The sequence below is a fragment of the Streptomyces sp. NPDC047982 genome, from assembly GCF_043204165.1.
Lineage (GTDB): Bacteria > Actinomycetota > Actinomycetes > Streptomycetales > Streptomycetaceae > Streptomyces.
Genome location: NZ_JBIDBS010000016.1, coordinates 1 through 16536 on the forward strand (window position 1 = coordinate 1; position 16536 = coordinate 16536).

21 protein-coding genes are annotated in these 16536 nt (G+C 71.7%); all 21 read right to left on the reverse strand.

Annotated elements, in window-relative coordinates; translation table 11 throughout:
* Positions 1-208: 208 nt before the first annotated feature.
* Positions 209-664: a hypothetical protein gene (locus ACGF2V_RS20150; protein ID WP_362711158.1), complete on the reverse strand. Its 456-nt coding sequence runs from the start codon at positions 662-664 to the stop codon at positions 209-211.
* Positions 665-843: 179 nt separating this feature from the next.
* On the reverse strand, positions 844-1146 hold the full coding sequence (locus tag ACGF2V_RS20155; protein WP_362711160.1) for a hypothetical protein: 303 nt from the start codon (positions 1144-1146) through the stop codon (positions 844-846).
* A 360-nt stretch (positions 1147-1506) separates the two neighbouring features.
* Positions 1507-2265: a mucin-2 gene (locus tag ACGF2V_RS20160; RefSeq protein WP_255387334.1), complete on the reverse strand. Its 759-nt coding sequence runs from the start codon at positions 2263-2265 to the stop codon at positions 1507-1509.
* A gap of 256 nt (positions 2266-2521) precedes the next feature.
* The gene (locus tag ACGF2V_RS20165) at positions 2522-3562 is read right to left on the reverse strand and encodes a DUF4192 domain-containing protein (protein ID WP_362711162.1); all 1041 of its coding nucleotides are present in this window, start codon (positions 3560-3562) and stop codon (positions 2522-2524) included.
* Between the two features lie 213 nt (positions 3563-3775).
* The gene (locus ACGF2V_RS20170; RefSeq protein WP_362711164.1) at positions 3776-3955 is read right to left on the reverse strand and encodes a hypothetical protein; all 180 of its coding nucleotides are present in this window, start codon (positions 3953-3955) and stop codon (positions 3776-3778) included.
* 258 nt (positions 3956-4213) lie between these two features.
* Positions 4214-5116 carry a hypothetical protein gene (locus ACGF2V_RS20175; protein ID WP_362711166.1) on the reverse strand — a complete coding sequence of 301 codons (903 nt, stop codon included), beginning with the start codon at positions 5114-5116 and terminating at the stop codon, positions 4214-4216.
* Between the two features lie 236 nt (positions 5117-5352).
* On the reverse strand, positions 5353-5676 hold the full coding sequence (locus ACGF2V_RS20180) for a hypothetical protein (protein ID WP_362711168.1): 324 nt from the start codon (positions 5674-5676) through the stop codon (positions 5353-5355).
* A 288-nt stretch (positions 5677-5964) separates the two neighbouring features.
* Positions 5965-6141, reverse strand: coding sequence for a hypothetical protein (locus tag ACGF2V_RS20185; protein WP_255385524.1), 177 nt, complete (start codon positions 6139-6141; stop codon positions 5965-5967).
* A 233-nt stretch (positions 6142-6374) separates the two neighbouring features.
* A complete protein-coding gene (locus ACGF2V_RS20190; RefSeq protein ID WP_362711177.1) occupies positions 6375-6818 on the reverse strand; it encodes a DUF3846 domain-containing protein in 444 nt (147 codons plus the stop codon).
* Positions 6819-7218: 400 nt separating this feature from the next.
* On the reverse strand, positions 7219-7587 hold the full coding sequence (locus tag ACGF2V_RS20195; RefSeq protein WP_362711171.1) for a hypothetical protein: 369 nt from the start codon (positions 7585-7587) through the stop codon (positions 7219-7221).
* 155 nt (positions 7588-7742) lie between these two features.
* Positions 7743-8180, reverse strand: coding sequence for a hypothetical protein (locus ACGF2V_RS20200; RefSeq protein WP_362711173.1), 438 nt, complete (start codon positions 8178-8180; stop codon positions 7743-7745).
* Positions 8181-8431: 251 nt separating this feature from the next.
* Positions 8432-8815 carry a hypothetical protein gene (locus ACGF2V_RS20205; protein ID WP_362711175.1) on the reverse strand — a complete coding sequence of 128 codons (384 nt, stop codon included), beginning with the start codon at positions 8813-8815 and terminating at the stop codon, positions 8432-8434.
* Positions 8816-9183: 368 nt separating this feature from the next.
* Positions 9184-10326: an IS30 family transposase gene (locus ACGF2V_RS20210; protein WP_362711223.1), complete on the reverse strand. Its 1143-nt coding sequence runs from the start codon at positions 10324-10326 to the stop codon at positions 9184-9186.
* Between the two features lie 116 nt (positions 10327-10442).
* Complete coding sequence (locus tag ACGF2V_RS20215) at positions 10443-10991, reverse strand: hypothetical protein (protein WP_362708007.1); 549 nt, start codon at positions 10989-10991, stop codon at positions 10443-10445.
* Between the two features lie 292 nt (positions 10992-11283).
* Positions 11284-11982 carry a hypothetical protein gene (locus ACGF2V_RS20220; RefSeq protein WP_362708010.1) on the reverse strand — a complete coding sequence of 233 codons (699 nt, stop codon included), beginning with the start codon at positions 11980-11982 and terminating at the stop codon, positions 11284-11286.
* A 532-nt stretch (positions 11983-12514) separates the two neighbouring features.
* Positions 12515-12790 (reverse strand): DUF3263 domain-containing protein, encoded by a 276-nt coding sequence (locus tag ACGF2V_RS20225; protein ID WP_362708012.1) that lies wholly within the window; start codon positions 12788-12790, stop codon positions 12515-12517.
* A 274-nt stretch (positions 12791-13064) separates the two neighbouring features.
* Entirely contained in the window at positions 13065-13385 is a 321-nt protein-coding gene (locus ACGF2V_RS20230; RefSeq protein ID WP_362708016.1) for a hypothetical protein, read from the reverse strand.
* Between the two features lie 238 nt (positions 13386-13623).
* Positions 13624-14181, reverse strand: coding sequence for a hypothetical protein (locus ACGF2V_RS20235; RefSeq protein WP_362708018.1), 558 nt, complete (start codon positions 14179-14181; stop codon positions 13624-13626).
* Positions 14182-14453: 272 nt separating this feature from the next.
* Positions 14454-14870, reverse strand: a complete 417-nt coding sequence (locus tag ACGF2V_RS20240; protein ID WP_362708020.1) for a hypothetical protein — start codon at positions 14868-14870, stop codon at positions 14454-14456.
* A gap of 188 nt (positions 14871-15058) precedes the next feature.
* Entirely contained in the window at positions 15059-15319 is a 261-nt protein-coding gene (locus ACGF2V_RS20245; protein ID WP_362708022.1) for a hypothetical protein, read from the reverse strand.
* 66 nt (positions 15320-15385) lie between these two features.
* A complete protein-coding gene (locus tag ACGF2V_RS20250) occupies positions 15386-16120 on the reverse strand; it encodes a hypothetical protein (RefSeq protein ID WP_362708025.1) in 735 nt (244 codons plus the stop codon).
* Positions 16121-16536: the final 416 nt, after the last annotated feature.

Consider the following 16536-nt stretch of genomic DNA (forward strand, 5'->3'; position numbering starts at 1 on the left):
CGACGGTCACGGTCGCAGGGGTCGACATGGGCGGTTCGCCTTCCGGTTGGAGGACCGCAGCCCCCAGGGGCGGGGGCGCGGCTGGTGGCGTGACCGTGCGGGGGCGGGGGGGGTTAGCCGGGCAAGTCGCGGTGGGGGCGGATGCGGAGCGGCCCCCGGGCCGGGACGAGGTGTCCCGGCGCGGGGGCCGTGGGGGGTGTTGTCGTGTTCAGCAGTGGCGGGCGGGGCGGGTTCCGGCGAGGGCGGTCAGGTGGGTGGGCTCGGGGACGGGCGTGAAGCCGACGGGGTCGACGCGGAGGTGGATGATCCAGTGGCCGGGTCCGGTGATCTTGATGACGTCGCCGACGGAGACGGAGCGGAGGGCCTCGCCGGGCCAGGTCTGGCCGTGGTCGTCGGCGCGCTGGTGGTTGCCGACGTCGAAGGTGGCTGAGGCAGCGCGCTGGTGGTCGTGGATGCGGTCGCTGGCGTGGAAGACCAGGCGCAGGGGGCTGCCGTCGGGGTGGGTCGCGGCGGCGAGCGGGTGGTGGGGCTGGTAGCCGTCGAAGTTGTCGTCATGGGTGTTCATGTAGACGGTGACGGTGTAGGTGTCCGGGGCGGTGGGGGCGCTGTCGGTGGTGGTGATGCGGGCGGTGACGGTGAGGGGGCGGGTCACGGCGGTCGTCACGGCGGGTACTCCCATCGGGGCGTGCTGCTGGTTGATGGGATGGACGGTGGGGGGCCGGGCGGTTATCGGGGCAACGCCCTCGGATGGGCAGGGGCTCGCGGGGGGTGGCAACGCGGGACGGCCCGCCCTCGGGGTGTGGCCGGGGGCAGGCCGTCGGTATGCGGTCTGGTCCAGGTGGGTCAGCAGGGGTCGGCTTCGGCGGCGGACATCGCCTCGATGTCCTGCCACGACAGGGGGTGCTTGTACGCCCTGTGCGGTTCACCGGCCAGGACGTGTGCGGCGTTGCGGCGGGTGGTTTCGTAAGCACGCTTGATGCGTTCGGCGGTCTGTTCGGGTGTGGCGTTGCGGGATGCCGTTTCTCGGGCGAAGTCGGCGGCTTCGTCGGCGACTTCGTCCAGGGTGGCGTCGTACATCACGAGGTCGTCGACGACGGTGGAGTAGACGGCGAGTTTGCCGTCGGGCTGGAGCACGATCTGTCGCATGGGTGGCCGGTTTCCCTTTCGAGGTGGGGTGGGGGCGGTTCTGGCCGGTGGGCGGCACGGTGCGGCCGGCGGGGCTGGTGGCCGGGCGGCCACGATCGGGGCCGGGGGCCGGGCGGGGCGCCGGGCCGCCCCGGGGGGGGGGGGGGCGGCCCGGCGGCCGGGGGCTCGACCGCACCCGGGTGAGGGGGTGGTGCGGGAGCGCCTTCCGGCACTCCGACACTCGCCCAGCCGGAGGCAAGCCCCGCAAGCGGTGCGGTGGCGGGACGGCGCGGGCATGGGCGTGCGGTGACCCCGAACCTGGGGGCGGGATTGCCGGAGGTTCGGGGCCGGGGCATTCGGGGTGGTGTGGTCGGTGGGGCGTCAGGGGGTCAGGTCGGCCAGGAGGGCGGTCGCGTTGTCGGCGTAGACCTGGTTCGGGTCGAGGGCGCGGCTGGTCTTGACGGCGGTGTCGACGGCCAGGTTCACCAGGTCCCGGACGGTGGGAAGCAGGTCGTCGCCGTCGCACTCGGCGTACAGGTCGTGCCGGGCGTCCTCGTGGGGCTCGTACGCGCCGTCCGAGGCGAGCAGCAGACGGCAGGGACCGGTGATCTTCCGGGTGACGGTCTCGATTGCGGGGTGGCCGTACAGGCGGCGTACGTCCTCGTCGGCGCGGTCCGAGCCGAGGCACGAGGTGATGTGGTTGCGGTTGCCGCCGTAGGGAGAGGTGGCGGTGGGGGGGTAGACGCGGCGCTTGTTGTGGTCTTCGGTGAGGCGCACCGCGATCCCGCGTTCCATCAGGTACGCGCGGGAGTCGCCGCACCAGGCGACCGTCAACGGCTTGCCGGGGGCCTTGACGGCGACCACGGCCGCCGCCTTGTCGCTGGGTCCGTAGTGGATGGCGTCGTCCCGGCACAGGTTGTACACGTGCCGCAGTCCGGCCTCCGCGTCGCCCCGGTGGGCGGCGGTGCGGGCGATCTGCCGGGCGGCGCCGAGGGCCCACCGGTGGGTTGTCTCGCGTCGGCCGATGCCGTCCAGGAGAACGTACGCGCGGGTGCCGTTGACGGTGCGGACGGCGGTGGCGTCGCACTGGCCGGGGTCGGTTCCGGTGTGCTGGGCGATGGCGTAGGTGCGGGTGGGCATGAGTAGGGGTTCCCTTCAGCGGGCCGATGGTGGGTGCCGGACCGCCCCCGGGGGGTGGGGGGCGGTCCGGCGGCCGGGGGCTCGACCGCACCCGGGTGAGGGGGTGGTGCGGGAGCGCCTTCCGGCATTCCGACACTCGCCCAGCCGGAGGCAAGCCCCGCAAGAGCGGGCGGCTGGCTGGGTGTGCGGCGGCCCCGAGCCCGGAGCGGATGCCGCAGGTTCGGGGCCGGTGGCCGGTGGCCGGTAGGCGGCAGGGTCAGTCGGTAGGGCGTCCGGCTCGGGCGAGTTCCTTGAGCTGCTGCACGGAGATGGGCAGGTTGAAGGCTTCCCGGAGCAGGGCGGGCAGGCGGGCAGCGGAATCGAGGCGGCATGCCCGGCGCAGAGCGAGGCGGGCGAGGGCCTGGTCGTCGTCGTACCAGGCGCTGACGGCCAGGAGCGTCAACGGCGCGCAGGCAAGGGCCTCGTGAGGGTCGACGGCGGCGGTGGCGAGGTAGGTGAACAGGCGGCGGGCGGCGGCGTTGGTGTGGGTGTCGGGCAGGCTCATGGCCCAGTCGCGGATCAGGCGGTCGTTCAGGGCGTGGAGGAGGGTGACGGTGTCGGCCGGGGGCAGTGCGGTGGTGGCCGGGTCGGCGAAGGTGGTGGCTGCTTGTTCCAGAAGCGTGTGGGCGGTGGCGGGCCGGACAGCAGCGCGGCGGTGGGCTGAGGTGGCGGTGTCCAGCGCGGTGCGCAGGGTGTCGGCGGCGCGGCCGGTCAGCGGGGCGAAGGTGGTGGTGAGGGTGTCCTCGCTGGGGGCGGGGAGCTTTCCGGCGACGGTGAACGCGACGGTTGCGGGTCCGGGGGTGGTGTCCGGCATGGCGGTTCCAGGGCCCGGCGTGATGTCGTGCGTCATGTCCCACCATTGGTTGGCGCTGAGGCACAGGGTCAGCGGGACGGTGATGCGGTGGTGGGTGAAGGCGGCGCGCAGGAGCCCGGCCAGGGGCGCGAGGCGGACGGCGACCGTTCGGCCGGACTGGCCGGGTGCGGGTTCGTCGAGGAGGTAGAGCACAACGGAGTCGGGCGTGGGCGCGTTCTGGCCGTCGAACTGGTCGGTGACAGCTCGGGCCGTCTCGGCGGCGAAGTCGAACCATGCCGATTCGGCCGGCGGGAGGTCCAGGCGGGCGGCGCAGGTGAAGCGGCCGTCGTGGAAGATGGCGGCGACCAGGGAGGTGCGGGGCTCGTAGCCGAGCAGGTAAGGCAATGCCTCGGCGAGGTCGGCGGGGGTGTGCAGGCGGACCGTGGCGGACTCGGGACGGGACATGCGGGGCTCCGTTTCAGTACCGGGCTGTTGTGGGCTCACCGTGCGGAGGCGGGGAGTTAGCGCAGCAACAGACCGGCGTAGAGGCCGGAGGGCGCGGCATTACGGGCCGGTGCCGGAGCTGGGGGGACGCGAGGCGGCCCCGGGCCGGGACTGGTGTCCGGGCACGGGGCCGGTCGGCGCGACGGCAGGCGGAGGCGGGGGCCGTGGCGTGGGTTACAGGGTCTTGGGCTTCGGCTTGCAGCCGTGGCTGATGACGGTGTCGAGGATCTTGGTGACGCGGTCGGGGTGGTCGGTGATCTTGACGTGGAGGCCGCACCGGCCGCAGGAGTACGTCGCGGTCTGCAGCGGGGGGAACAGCCGGGCGCGGGCGGCGCGGAACAGGTGGGTGAGCATCGCGATCGGAATCCTTGCCTGGGAGGGGCGAGAAGGGCGGCCCGGGGGCGGGTTGGTGGTCACCGCTCCCCCGGCCGCTGCGCACCCTGACCGGGTGGGCGGCAACGGCCGCAACCGCCGGACCGGGCGGAGGTGACCGGCGCGCGGCAGCGGGACTACGGCGGCGGTGGGGGGCGGGAACGCGGGGCGGCCCCGGGCCGGGACGGGTGTCCGGGCACGGGGCCGGTCGGCGCGACGGCGGGCGGGGCCGGGGGTGGGCTATGGGGTGGTCGTGACGTGGATGGTGTAGCCGGTGTTGTTGAAGGGGCGGACGGTCTCGGCGGTGAACTGTGCTTCCTGCGGGGTCGTGCAGGTCACCGTCCGGCGGCCGGACCCGGAGCCGTTGTAGAGGGTGACGCTGTAGCGGGCGTGGGCGGGGACGGCCTTCAGGGTGGGGGCGAACCCGCGTGCGGCGCGTTCGGCGTTGGCGGCGGGGATGCAGCCGGGGCACAGGAAGGGCCCCTGGCCGGTGCCGTCGTGGGTCCATACGGCGCCGTAGGCCAGGCAGGTGGTGCGGGTGCAGCGGATGCCTGCGGCGCAGCGGGCCCGTATCTCGGCACGGTGGGCGGCTTCCTGGGCGATGTGCGCGGGGACGGGGGGCTGGTCGCCGTCGGCCGGCTGGGCGTCGGGGGAAAGGCCCCACCGTGCGGCAAGGTCCAGGACGGCCTTGCTGGTCGCGTGTTCGTGGCGGGTCCATCCGGTGCGGGCGGCGTCGACGAGATAACGGCATCGGTCCTCGATGTCGCTGAACAGGACGTACCGCAGGTCGTCGTTGTTCGCCGCGGCGGCGGTAGCCGCTGCTCGGGCCGTGTTGGCGGTCTTGAGGAGCTGGGTGCTGGGGGCGGTCAGAGCGCGTTCGGCGGTGGTGAGGAAGCTGAGTGCGTAGGGGGTTTCCAGGTGGTCGGCAACGCCCGGGAGGGTGAGGAGCCGGGCGGCGGCCGCGGACGCGCGGGGGATGCGGGTGGTGGCGTAGGCGACACGGTCGGCGGTCGCGTTGGGGTTGGTCAGGATGCGGCCGATGGGCGCTATTCGGTAGGCCAGGTGGTACAGGCGGCGGACCTGTCGGTCGGTCTCCTGGGCGGCGCGGGCGTGGGCCCGCCACTGGTCGGGGGTCGTGGTCACGTACGGCTCCTGAAGAGAGGCACGCCTCCCCCCGGCGATCGCCTGGGGCGATCGCCGGGGGCGGGCGGAGGGGGTGGTGGCGGGCCGGGAGAGCGGGAGGCTGGTCACCGCTCCCCCGGCCCGGTGAGCGCACTGTGCCGGGGTGAGCAGCAAGGGGCGCAACACGCTGACCCGGTTGACGCGTTGAGCAGACCCAGAGTGCGCGGCGGGGTGCCGGGCGGTGTCCCGGGGGAAGGTCAGCGGCGCTTACGCCTGGTGCTGGCGGTGTGCTCGCCGCTGAGGGTCCGCTCACGGCTGGACACGGTGAACTGCCGGGTGGACAGGTCGAAGACCACCCAGGGGGCGTGAGCGTGGGCGGCGGTGCTGGCGTAGGGCTGGTGCTGCCAGTCGTTGCGCGTGCCGTAGAGGTCGTGGAAGTGGGGGAACCGTCCGGCGGCGATGAGGGCGTTCAGGGCGTCGGCGAGGTTCTGCCACAGCGGATCAGTCCCGGAGCCCGTGGTGTCCGTGTCCGTGCCGGTGCCGGTGCCCGTGGTGCCCGTGGTGCCTGTGGTGGTGGCCATGATGATGCTCCGCTTCTCGAAAAAGGAGGTGGCGGCCCGGTGGGTGCGGGGTGGTGGTCACCGCCTGGGCCGGGCCGGTGCGCTGACCGTGGCCGGGCGGGGGCCAACGACCGCAACCACCCCCGGCCGGCCCGGGGCGGCGGCCGGCCGAGGGCGGGCGCCGGGGCGGCGGGGCCGGGCGGGCACGGGGCGGCGGCGCGGGCGCCGAACGCGAAAGGCCCACCCCAGGGGACGGGGGTGGGCCAGGCAGCCCTTTGGGGGTCTGCTGGTGGGAGTAGGGAGCGCTGATCAGGGTTGGCAGGCGGGGCAGTGCTCATGGCTGTCGTGGTCGTGCTCGCCCTGATCGTGATCGTCGGCGAGGTCCACACAGGCGAGGCAGTAGGTATCAGGGGTGTCGTCAGGGCGTGGCACGAGCCGATCACCGCAGTGCCGGTTGCGGCACTGGGAGGTGAGGGGGAGGGGCATGGTGTTGCTCCGATCGGTCGTAACCGGGCCGGTTGCCCGGTGGGAGGACCGTGCGGAGCGGAACAGTTAGCTCCGCCACCTCGGGTGATCGCCCCACGTGTCATACGTGGCGAGGCACGAGAAGCCGACGCGACATGTCGTGCGGATCGTCTTGCGGGAGGTGCTGGAACGCCGCATGGCCCCCAGCACCGCAGAGCGAGTGCCGGGGGCCGGGCATGGGCGATTCCGGTGCCCTAGAACTGGGCGTGAGGCCGTGAGCGAGGTGGAGTCGCTGGGGTCAAAGAGCGAGGCGAGTGGCGTTGATGGCGGGGGCGAAGGCGGGGCTGTCCAGGCTGAACGGCCAGTGGGGCAGGTAGAGGTGATTCTCGTGCCACCACTCGGTGGCCGCCTCGATGGCCTTGTGAGTCCGGGTGGCGAGGGGGGGCGGGCAAGGGGGTGAGGTTGCCGTCGTGGTCCTCGGTGCCGGTGATCACCGCGGGGCCGGCCAGGAGGTAGGGGAGCTGGGCGCCGCGCCATGCGGACGCGAGGGTCCAGGTAACGGGGTTGAGCGGCAGGTGTTCGGCGAGGCCGTTGCCGTGGACGTGGAGCACAGCGTCCGGGTGGTAGTAGCTGGCCTCGGGCAGGCCACCGACCTGTTCTTGGAGCCAGGCAGACTGGCCGTGAGCGGGCAGGATCAGAGCGCCGCCGGGTGGTGAGGTGCCCCTGGGGGTCCAGGGGCGGGATGGTCAGAGCGGTCAAAGTAGTGGTCACAGGAAGGCTCCTTCATACGGTGGGGTGTAGGCCGGGCCCGGCGGGCGGGGCGTAGTGGTCACCGCAGCCGGGGGCGGGTGATCCGCACTGTGGAGCGGCGGTCGGCAAGGCGGGCAAGGCACAGGCACGGGCCATCTGCAGGCCCGGCGGCGAGGACTCGACTGAACGCGGGGGTGCGGGCGCGTCCCCTTCCGCAGCACCGACACTCCCCCGGGTATGGACCAGCCCCGCGCCCTTGAGCCGACCGCCAGCGCCGGGGAGGGGTGAACGCGAAGAGGCCCACCCCGGGCGGGGTGGGCCTCGAGCCATCGGCACGGATCGGCAGGGTTACGGCGTGCTGCGGCTGGCCATGAACTCAGCGATGGACTCTGCGGCGAGCGTGCTGTCGGCGTCGACGTCCGTGCTGGTGCTGCGGTAAACCTCGGCGTGCTCGATGTCGTCTTCGGCATGTGCGTAGTGCAGGGCCACCCATCCGCGATGTTCGTTGGACGGGTATGCGGTGACGCCCTCGTCGTCGGTGATCCTGACCTCGGTGCCGTCGGGTGCCGGGATGATGAAGACGTTCCCCGGTTCGTCGGTGACGATGATGTTCGCGAGCGCGCCGGGCCAGGGGTCGATGCGGTAGGTGAGTCCCGCCCGGTCGAGTGCGGCGCGCAGGTGGTGTCCGGCAGTGCCGGTGGTGTCGGGCGTGGTCATAGTGGTGGATCTCCTTGGTCTATGAATCGGTGGGCGTCGGCGCTCAAGTAGGGCGGCCGTGTCCGGGACTTTGGGCTCTCCAGGGGCAAGCCCCGCAAGAGGCCCCGCTTGCGGCGGACGCGCAAGCGAAGATGGCTCTGATGGGTTCAGGAGCGTCAACGGGGCACGGGCGCGTTCGCGGCGGCCATCTGCTCGGCCAGCGTGAGCAGCTCGACAAGCTGACCGGGAGTGAGGTGGTACCTGCTGGTGTCCCTGCTGGACACTCGGCCGATAGCGTCCGCCGAGGTGATGCTCACGGATTTGAGGCCCGCGAGACGCTCGCGCTCGGCGGCCCTGGCCTTGTCCTGCTCCATCACGTCCCACAGGAACTCGGCGACCTCGGCGGTCTTGGCGACCTTCCAGCCGTCGGCACGGCGGACCTCATGGCCGTCCGGGTCGGTGATGACGATGGCGCCGATGTCATCACCCCACATGCCGGTGAAGAGGACGGTGTAGCCGTTCTTCGTGGTGGCCTGGGCCCGGATGGCGCCCTTGTACTTCCTGGCAAGGCTGGCGATCTCGGCGGCGAACGCGCTGCGCTGGTCAGTAGCCATGTGGCTTCTCCTTGTGTCGGTGCTCGCTGATCTGCCCGGCGGCCGCCGGGCGCTGGATGCGGGTGGGGCGGTCCGGAGGCTTGACCGCTCGTGGAGGGGGCGGTGCGGGAGCCTTCTGGCAGGCCGACACTGCCTCGGGCGATGGCAAGCCCCGCCACCCCCGGTGGGCCGACGGTCGACCGGGGTGTACGGCGGCCCCGAACCCCGGGGAGATGCCGGGGTTCGGGGCCGGGAGCGGGTAGGCGGGAGGGTCAGCCGATCGTGAGGAGGACGCGAAGCCGGTCCAGGCCCTGGGCGCTGCGCAGCTGTCGGGCGCGCAGAGCGCGTTGAGCCGCTTCTCGGCGGTGGCTGGTGTAGGGGCGGGCGAAGTCGCGGATCACTGTTGTGGTGCTGGCGGCTTCGCGCTGGGCGCGGTCGGCTCGGTCGTATGCCTCGGTGACTTCGTCGAAGATCATCCGGGCCATGCGCTGCCCGCAGCCGTCCAACAGGGGGGTGGCGTCCGGTCCTTCCTGTTCGAACGCGGTGATCGCGGTTTCGACGAACCGGCGGTGGGCGGGGGTGCGGCTGGCCTCCTCGCGGAGGCTGTCGAGTATGTCGGGGCGGGTGCGGACGTAGCCGCTGGGGGTGATGTGCATGGGGCCTCCCTTGTCTCGGGCGCCGGGCGGTGACCGGTGCTGGATCGAGCGTGGCCCGCCAGCGGGTTACCCCCGCAACGGTGTGGCTTGGCCGCGGCGGGTCCGGGTGCGGTAGCAAGCGCGCAGGGATGCCGCAGTCGCAACAGCGGGACGGTCGGCGTCGACGGGGTCGCTGCGCCCCGCTGCCGGACACAGGTGGCAGCGGGGCGACTTGGGGGCGTTGTCAGGCGCAGAGGGCAGGGGTGTCGGCTGGGGTTGTGGGGTGGAAGAACACGTCACCGGCCGGGGAGTGGAGGGTGACTGTTTAGGACGGCCTCTTTTGGCCCCGGGGTACCGGGGCGGATTCCAGCAACCGTCGCAACACCTGGTCACTCGACTGTTGCGATGAGCCTACTGAAGTGGTGAGCCGGAGTCTGCCAGCCAAGGGTCTTCCGGGGACGGTCGTTGAGTTCTGCGGCGACGGCGGCCAGGTCGGTGGCGCTGTGAAGCGAGAGGTCGGTGCCTTTCGGGAAGTACTGCCGCAGCAGCCCGTTCGTGTTCTCGTTCGTGGGCCGTTGCCACGGACTTCCTGGTTCGCAGAAGAAGACCGGGATGTTCGTGGCGAGGGTGAACTCGTCGTGGCGGCCCATCTCACTGCCCTGGTCCCATGTGAGCGAGCGGGCGAGAGCTGGGGGAAGGTCGGTGAAGGTCCGAACGAGGGCGTCTCGGACGTGTTCGGCGCCGCGGCCCTCGGGGAGGTGGACGAGCTTGACGTAGCGGGTGGTGCGGTCAACCAGAGTGCCGATGGCGGACCGGTTGTCCTTCCCGACGATGAGATCGCCCTCCCAGTGGCCGGGGACCAGGCGGCCGGCGGCTTCGGGCGGGCGCTGGCTGATGGTGAGGCCGGTGGCCCGGAATCTGGTGACGCGCTGGTCGGGACGGCGACGCTTGTGCCGATGCCGACGACGGGTCCGCAGTTCACCAATGGGCCGATCGAGGCCGCCGCGGTGGGGCAGGTAGACCGCCTGGTAGATGGTCTCTGTGGACAAGTGGCGCTCTGGCTGGTCTGGAAAGGCGGTGGGCAGCAGGCGGCTGATCTGCTCGGGGCTCCAGCGCCTGCTCAGGTGCAGCTGGACGAACTCCTTCAGCTCCGGGTCCCGCCCAAGCTTGCCTTCCTTGGAGCGTGCCCGCCGCGCGATGGCGCGACGTTGGGCGTGGAAGGGCGTGTAAGCCCCTGTCGCAGCGTTCCGGTTCCGGTTCAGTTCACGGCTGATCGTGGACGGGCTCCGGCCGAGTTGGCGGGCTATCGACCGCAGGGAGTGCCCCGCGCAGAGAAGGTCGGCTATCTGTATGCGTTCGTCCTGCGACAGGAAGCGATCTGACACCTCGCCCGGCTTCCTGCCGATGGGCGCGTAGACGTAGTCCTGGCCGTTCCTGTTCTTCACCGTCCGTCCGTAGGTCCAGCGGGTACCCGTCTTGCGGTTGATACCGACCTCTCGACACGCGGCCGAGTTGCTCATCCCTTGCGCCATGAGACGAAGGTAACGATCACGCTTGTCGGCCTGCGGCAGGCTTCCAGGCCGCCCTCTAACTCCTCGACGCTTCCTCGCCATTGCAACACCTTCGGGGTCTTGCGTTGCGACGAGATCTAGAACTCACCCCGTTCCAGTGGGGCCAAAACACACCGTCGAAAACAGGTGACGATGCCGGTGGGCAGTTCCAGGTGGACGCTCACGGTGCGGGTGCGGGTGATCTGCCGGGCCAGCTGGCGCAGCCACGGGCCGGATACCGGCTCGGTGTACGTGAACGCGCCGTCACGCAGGCTCAGGAGGCGACTGCGGCTGATGTAGCGGTCGCCGGTGATCCGGTCCGTCTCGTCGGCGTTGAGGCGGTGGACCAGGGCGAACTTGCTGGCGGGCCTGTGCCGGGTGTGCCACCAGCTGGTGACCGTCCGGTCGTCCAGGGTCAGGCCGCCCGGCCGGCCGGGGACGATCCACCGGCCGTCGTAGCGCATCCACTCGGTCCCCTGGGGGCAGCTGACGCTGTCGCCTTCGCGGAAGGGCGGCAGCGTGGTCTGCGCCCGGCCGGTGCGGGCCAGGGTGAAGAAGTCGGCGGCCGCGATGCGGGGGCCGTCGTAGGAGACCGGATGGGCGGGCACTGCCGGGGCGGCAGCCGTCGGGTGGGCAAGCGCGAGCATGGCAACTCCTGTGCAGCGGGGCGGGAAGAGTGCGAGAGCGCATCCGGCCGGGTTGTCGCCGGTGGGGCTCGACCGCCCCTGGCCGGGGCCAGGAGTGGGAGCCGCGTTCTCGATGCCCGCACACTGACCTGGAGGCAACCAAGCCGGGCAACCTCCGGCGTGGGGAGCAGCGACGCCGCAGGTGTGACGTGGACAGCCCGCCTCCCGGGTGTGCCGGAGGGCGGGCTGTCAGGGGGGCCGCAGCGCCGATCAGTTGCAGGACGCGTGAGGGCCGGGGGCAGAAGCGGCTGGATCAGGGGCGCTCGCGCCAGTCGACTTCGACCTGGCCGGAGTAGTTGACGTGGTAGTAGTCGACCATCGAGTCCGAGCCGTCGAAGTTGTAGGCGCGGTGAATCTCCTTCAGGGCCGCCAGGATCGCGCTCAGCTCGGGGCCCGGTACCCAGCGCGGTTCCCCCCACATGTCCGTCTCCTGGACGTACCCCCAGCCCTTCTTCGGGAGGTTGTAGACCCTGACGTCGATGGAGCTGCCACCGGAGAAGTAGTCGGTGCGGACGGACACCCTGATCTGCTTGGGCATGGTGGCGAGCGCGGTGAGCGAGTCGGTCAGGGCAACCTCGGAGCCGGTCGCTTTGCCCAACTTCGCCTCGACCTTGCGTGCGAGCTTGATGTCCGCGCGGATGCGCTTGGCGATCTCAGTGGTGGACAGGTGCTTGACCTCTTCATACCGGGCGCCGTAGCGGATGTCCGGGAGGCGGTAGCCGTGCCAGGCACCATCGCCGCCGCTCTGCTTCGCGGTGAGCTGCCCCTTCTCCTGGGCGGCGGCGATGGCGCGGTCCAGCATGCGCTCGGCGGCCGCACGCTCCTGCTCGCCAGTGCGGGCGTGGAAGATCAGGTTCTCCAGCATCCAGATCTTCTTCATCGCCCGGTTGCCGGGCGCGTGCTTCTCATTGGTGATGCGGGTCCGCGGGGGCTGGGCCGTGGCGGTGGTCATCGTTCGTCCCTCCAACTCTGCTGCGGGGGCTGACCGCCCCTTGACGGAGCGGGACGTTGGCCGGAAGTCGGGTTAGCGCTGCAAGCAGCAGCAGCTCAGCCGGGCAGAGGAGGGGATGAACGGCCGTGCGGGCAGCGGTGTTGCATCGCGGGCATGGGACGGCCGGGGACTCCTGCCACGGTGGGGAACAGGAGACGGCGGGGACACAGACGCCTCGGACCGCCGGTTTGCGGCCCGGGGCGTAACACGACGTAGTCGGGCCCGGGAGCCGCCGGCGTAACGACAGGACGGTCCGTCCCTGGGCTGTACCGAGGGGCGGACCGTCGGGCGCGATGAGCGCGGTTCAGGACGCTAGGCGTTTATGCGCGGACTTGGCCCTGCGCAAGGTTCAGACCGCGTCGTCGGTGTCGCTCCGGACCGCGAGTCACGGTAGTTGACGATGCGGATCACGCTCGGGCGGAGTGGTGCCATGGCAGTGCGCCCGGCGGGGGAAGCTCTGGGCTCGGGATCGATAGGGCCGTCGGGCACGCATCTACCAGTACCGGGCTCGATTCCGTTGCCGTCGTGCAGCCAGGAGCCTCATGAGTGCTGGTTTCGCCTCCCAGGCTGCTGGTTTGTCGAGCAACGCGTTCAGAAGCTGGAAGTAGCGCGTGGGTGACATGTCCAGCCGCTCACGGATGTAGCGCTCCCGTGGTCCCGGACGCATGGGGGCTGTCAGCTGAGCGGCTTCAAGAACGTTTCGCTCCAGCTGGGTCAAGGTGCGTCCGAGCTCCGGCTTCTCGCTCGGCGGATCGGTGAGTTCAGCCATGTGCGCCACCCTCTGTGGTGGGGGTGGGGGTGCGCTCGGAGCGCCGGGGGGTGTCGGGGCCGGTCGCGACGAGGAGGATGAGTATCGGGGTGGGGCGGGTGAGTGACATGGGCTTTCCTTCGGTACAGGCCACAGCCGGTTGGCGGGCCGGTGTGCCCCCACCCTGGTGCGGGGTGGCTCAAGGGGCGCAAGGGCCCGGCCCGCCTCGCGGGTGCGAGACGGGCCGGGCCTGGTGGGGTCAGCGCTTTGGCCGCACCTCCTTGAGTGGACCCCCTCAGACGTTGGCGGGCTGCAGTGCGGGGGTGTTTGCGACTGGTTCGGCGGGGTCCGCCTGCCAGCCAGGCATGAGTATGCGGCCGCGTGTGATCACTTCGTGCGGGACGCGCGAGTACGGGCCGTCGTAGGACGGTTTGACCTCGGGCTTCCCGCACCCAGCACCGATGCAGGTCCGGCAGTGACCCGTGCGTACACGGGCCTTCACACGAACGAGCCAGCCATTCTCGTAGACGTTGACCGGGGCGTACGAGCGGTCGGGCCACAAGGTCGTCATGGTCTTGCCGCTGTGGGTGCTGACACACCATCGGGTCGCGGTCACTGGTGACCTCCTGCTCCTTGACGGGTCGGGCGGTGCACAAGACGTCGTGCACGCGCATGGTGGAGCCGCGGCCGGCAAGCCGCGCAAGCAGCGGATGGGCGGCGGCCGTGCGCCTGTTCCTCGCGCTGGGTCACCGGACGGCGGTCCGGGGTGCGCATGGGACGGCCCGGGGACCGCGGGCGCGGTCCCCGGGCTGGGAGGCGTGGGACCGGCCGGTCTGCTCCGGCCGGGCCAGTGATCAGCGGTAGGAGTGGGCGTGCGCGATGAGCGCGACGCGGGCGCCGTTCATCTGGCCGCGCGCGAGGTAGTCGCCGTATGCGGTGCGCTTGGCCTGCTCACGCTTCAGACCGATACGGCGCAGCCAGGTGTACAGGCCCGTGTCGTTCCTGCCGAGCCGGATGTGTACGTACAGCAGGGTGTCGGTGACCGGCTGGCAGATGAAGACTCGTGGGTCGTCGACGAGTTCGGCGTGTGCGCGCATGGCGGGCGTCGCCGGGTCGGGCAGGGTGAAGGGGCGGTCCAGTGCCCACTTGCTCCGTGCATTCCAGCCGGTCGCCCACTCGGTCTGTGTCTTCTCCCCGGGTATAGGGGGCTGGACGGCGATGTGATCCTCCTGCGGGTGGCCGAGGTCAAGCTGGCAGAGGCTCAGGTCCTTGTACTGGTCGCACCGGCCGGGGTCGGTGTTGTCGACCAGTGCCTGAATCGTGGGTGCCGGAACGCCGAGGTCGGCGAGGCGTTCAGTCAGGCGGCTGATCGCCTCCTGGGCCTGGTGCAGCGGGGTGGAGTCGGAATCCATGGGGTTGGTCCTCTCAAGACGTGGTTGCCCGGCCGATGGGCAGTGGGTCGGGGTGGCAGCACGTTGGCCTGCCGCGGGGCAAGCGGAGCAACCATCGGCACCGGGCCGCCCGGGCCCAGGTGGGGCGGCGGGCGGTGTGGTCCCTTCCCCGCGCGAGAAGGCCGTGCGGCAGTCCGAAACGCGCTCCGCCCCGGACCGCTGGTCGTGGTCCGGGGCGGAAGCCATCGTGAGATGGCCCGGGTTGCGCAGCGTCCGGGGTGCCGGGCGAGTGGTCAGAACGGCAGTTCGTCGCTGTAGCCGCCGGCCCAGCCGGGTCCGGTGCCTTCGTGGGGCGCGGGCGAAGGGTCGGAGGTACGGCGGCGCGCGCCGAACCAGTTGCGCAGCCAGTCGAAGGAGAGGAGTGGCAGGGGCAGGTGCTCGAACAGGGTGCGGTGGGTGGGGCAGGTCGGGCAGCGGATGGCCGGGGTGGTGGCGCCGTCGGGGGTGGTGCGCTCCCACCACGGGAGGTATCCACTGCCGTCGCAGCGGCGGCAGCAACGCTTCGAGTTGACGGAGTACTTGGGGCCCCGAGAAAGGGACAGGGTCTTGATGCCCGGGGTGTAGAGGAGCTCGAAGTACCCGTAGCGCCAGGCCCATTGGTCGGGCTGATCGGGATCGTCGTAGGGGTGGGCGGGTTCGGCGAACAGCACGAGTGCCTCCTGGGCTGAGGGGTGGGCGAGTCCCGGTGCCGGGCTCTCCGGCCCGGGGTGGCCCCGACCATGGGGTGCGGGAGGCCAAGCGGGGAAGGCGGGTGCGTACTGGCGCGCCGGAACAGCCCGCCCCCAGGTGCGGGGGCGGGCTGTCGGGACGGTGTGCCGTGTGCCGTCGGTGGCGGGTGTCAGGCGGGGGGCGTCGGTTCCTCCAGCCGCTTGATGGAGTCGACGCTTAGCCGGACGGTATCGCTGCCCGTCTCCTCACCGTCCATGAGGTAGCGCTCCGCCGCGTCCTGGGCGGAGTCGGCGCTCAGGGTGAAAGTGATCATCTCGGTGCGGAAAAAGGTGACCTCGTACGAGTCCATCGTGTCCCGGCCTGTGCCGTCGGCGGGGACGGTGCGGCCTTCATGGTCGGTGACGGCCGGATGGCCAGGGAAGGGGGACATGCTGGAGTCCTTTGCGGATGACGACGTTGTGGAGATCGCCTGTGTGAGGCGGGTGGCGCGGAGTGGTCAGCAGCCGGGTTGGCCGATCAGGACACGGCCGTTGCGGACGAGTTCGTGCGTGCACTGGCCCGTGTCGGCGGCGTGGGTGATCTGGGCCGTGTGCAGGCGGGAGAGGTCGGTCCAGAACCGGTACAGGTGCGGCTGGTCCGGGCGGGAGTACTGCGGCGGCCGGGCGACGTAGCCGGTGGGAGCGGCAGTGTAGGGGACCATCTCGGCCTCAAGCTCGACCCACGCCTGCTGGGTGTCGGGGTCGATGCCGAAGATCCGGTACACGGCGTGCACGCCCCAGTCGTCGGTGTGGTCACGGCCCGTGCCGATCTGACCGGCGCCGGTGTCGTAGCGGCCGTCGGGGTCGTACGGCCAGTTGGCGAACGTGCAGTGCAGGGTGCAGGCGGGGGTGGCGGGCTGGTCGCTGGTGGCGGGGCGGAGATCGGGGCCCTGGCGGCCACGGCGGCTGATCGGTGCCTTCGAGCACTTCAGGCGCTCGGTGGCGCCGGTGCCGTCACGGCCGGGGAGCTGGATGCGGTAGGCGAGCAGGCAGTTCCCGCAGTCCGCGCCAGGGGCATCGGCGAGGGGCTGTCCGCTGGCGGGGTGGATGCCCTGGCCGAGGAGCGCGCGGACATTGGCGTTGCCCGCGAGGGCGGGGATGTGAGGGTAGCGGGGCTCCCTGCGCGGCGCTTTGGCCGTGGCGGTCGCAGCTTGGCGGGTCGCAGTCAGCGTGGCGGGGGTGGATATGGACATGCGGGTTCTCCTTCGAGCGCGCGGTGCGCGCGGCTGGGTTGATCGGGTTGTCGGGGCCGGGGCGCGGGGCGGGGTGGTCACCGCCCCCTGGTGGCCGGCGGCCCGCACCGTGGCGGGGCGCGGGGCAAGCCCCGCAACACCGCCGGACCGCCGCGGGGTTTCTGGACGGTCGGCGGGACGGGGGGTGGAGCGGGCTGGGGAAGCGGGAGGGCGGTCACGGCTCCCTCGGCCGGTGACTGCACCCTGACCCGGCACACGCCAAGCCCTGCAACACAACGGCGTCGGTCGTGAGTTGGGTGTTGGCGCAGCGCGGTGTGGGCGATCCGGAGGGACGACGCGGGGGGACGGGCGCGGCGGCCCAGGCGTGGGGCGGCCCCCGGTCCGCGCGGGGCGCGGGCCGGGGGCCAGAGTGGGAG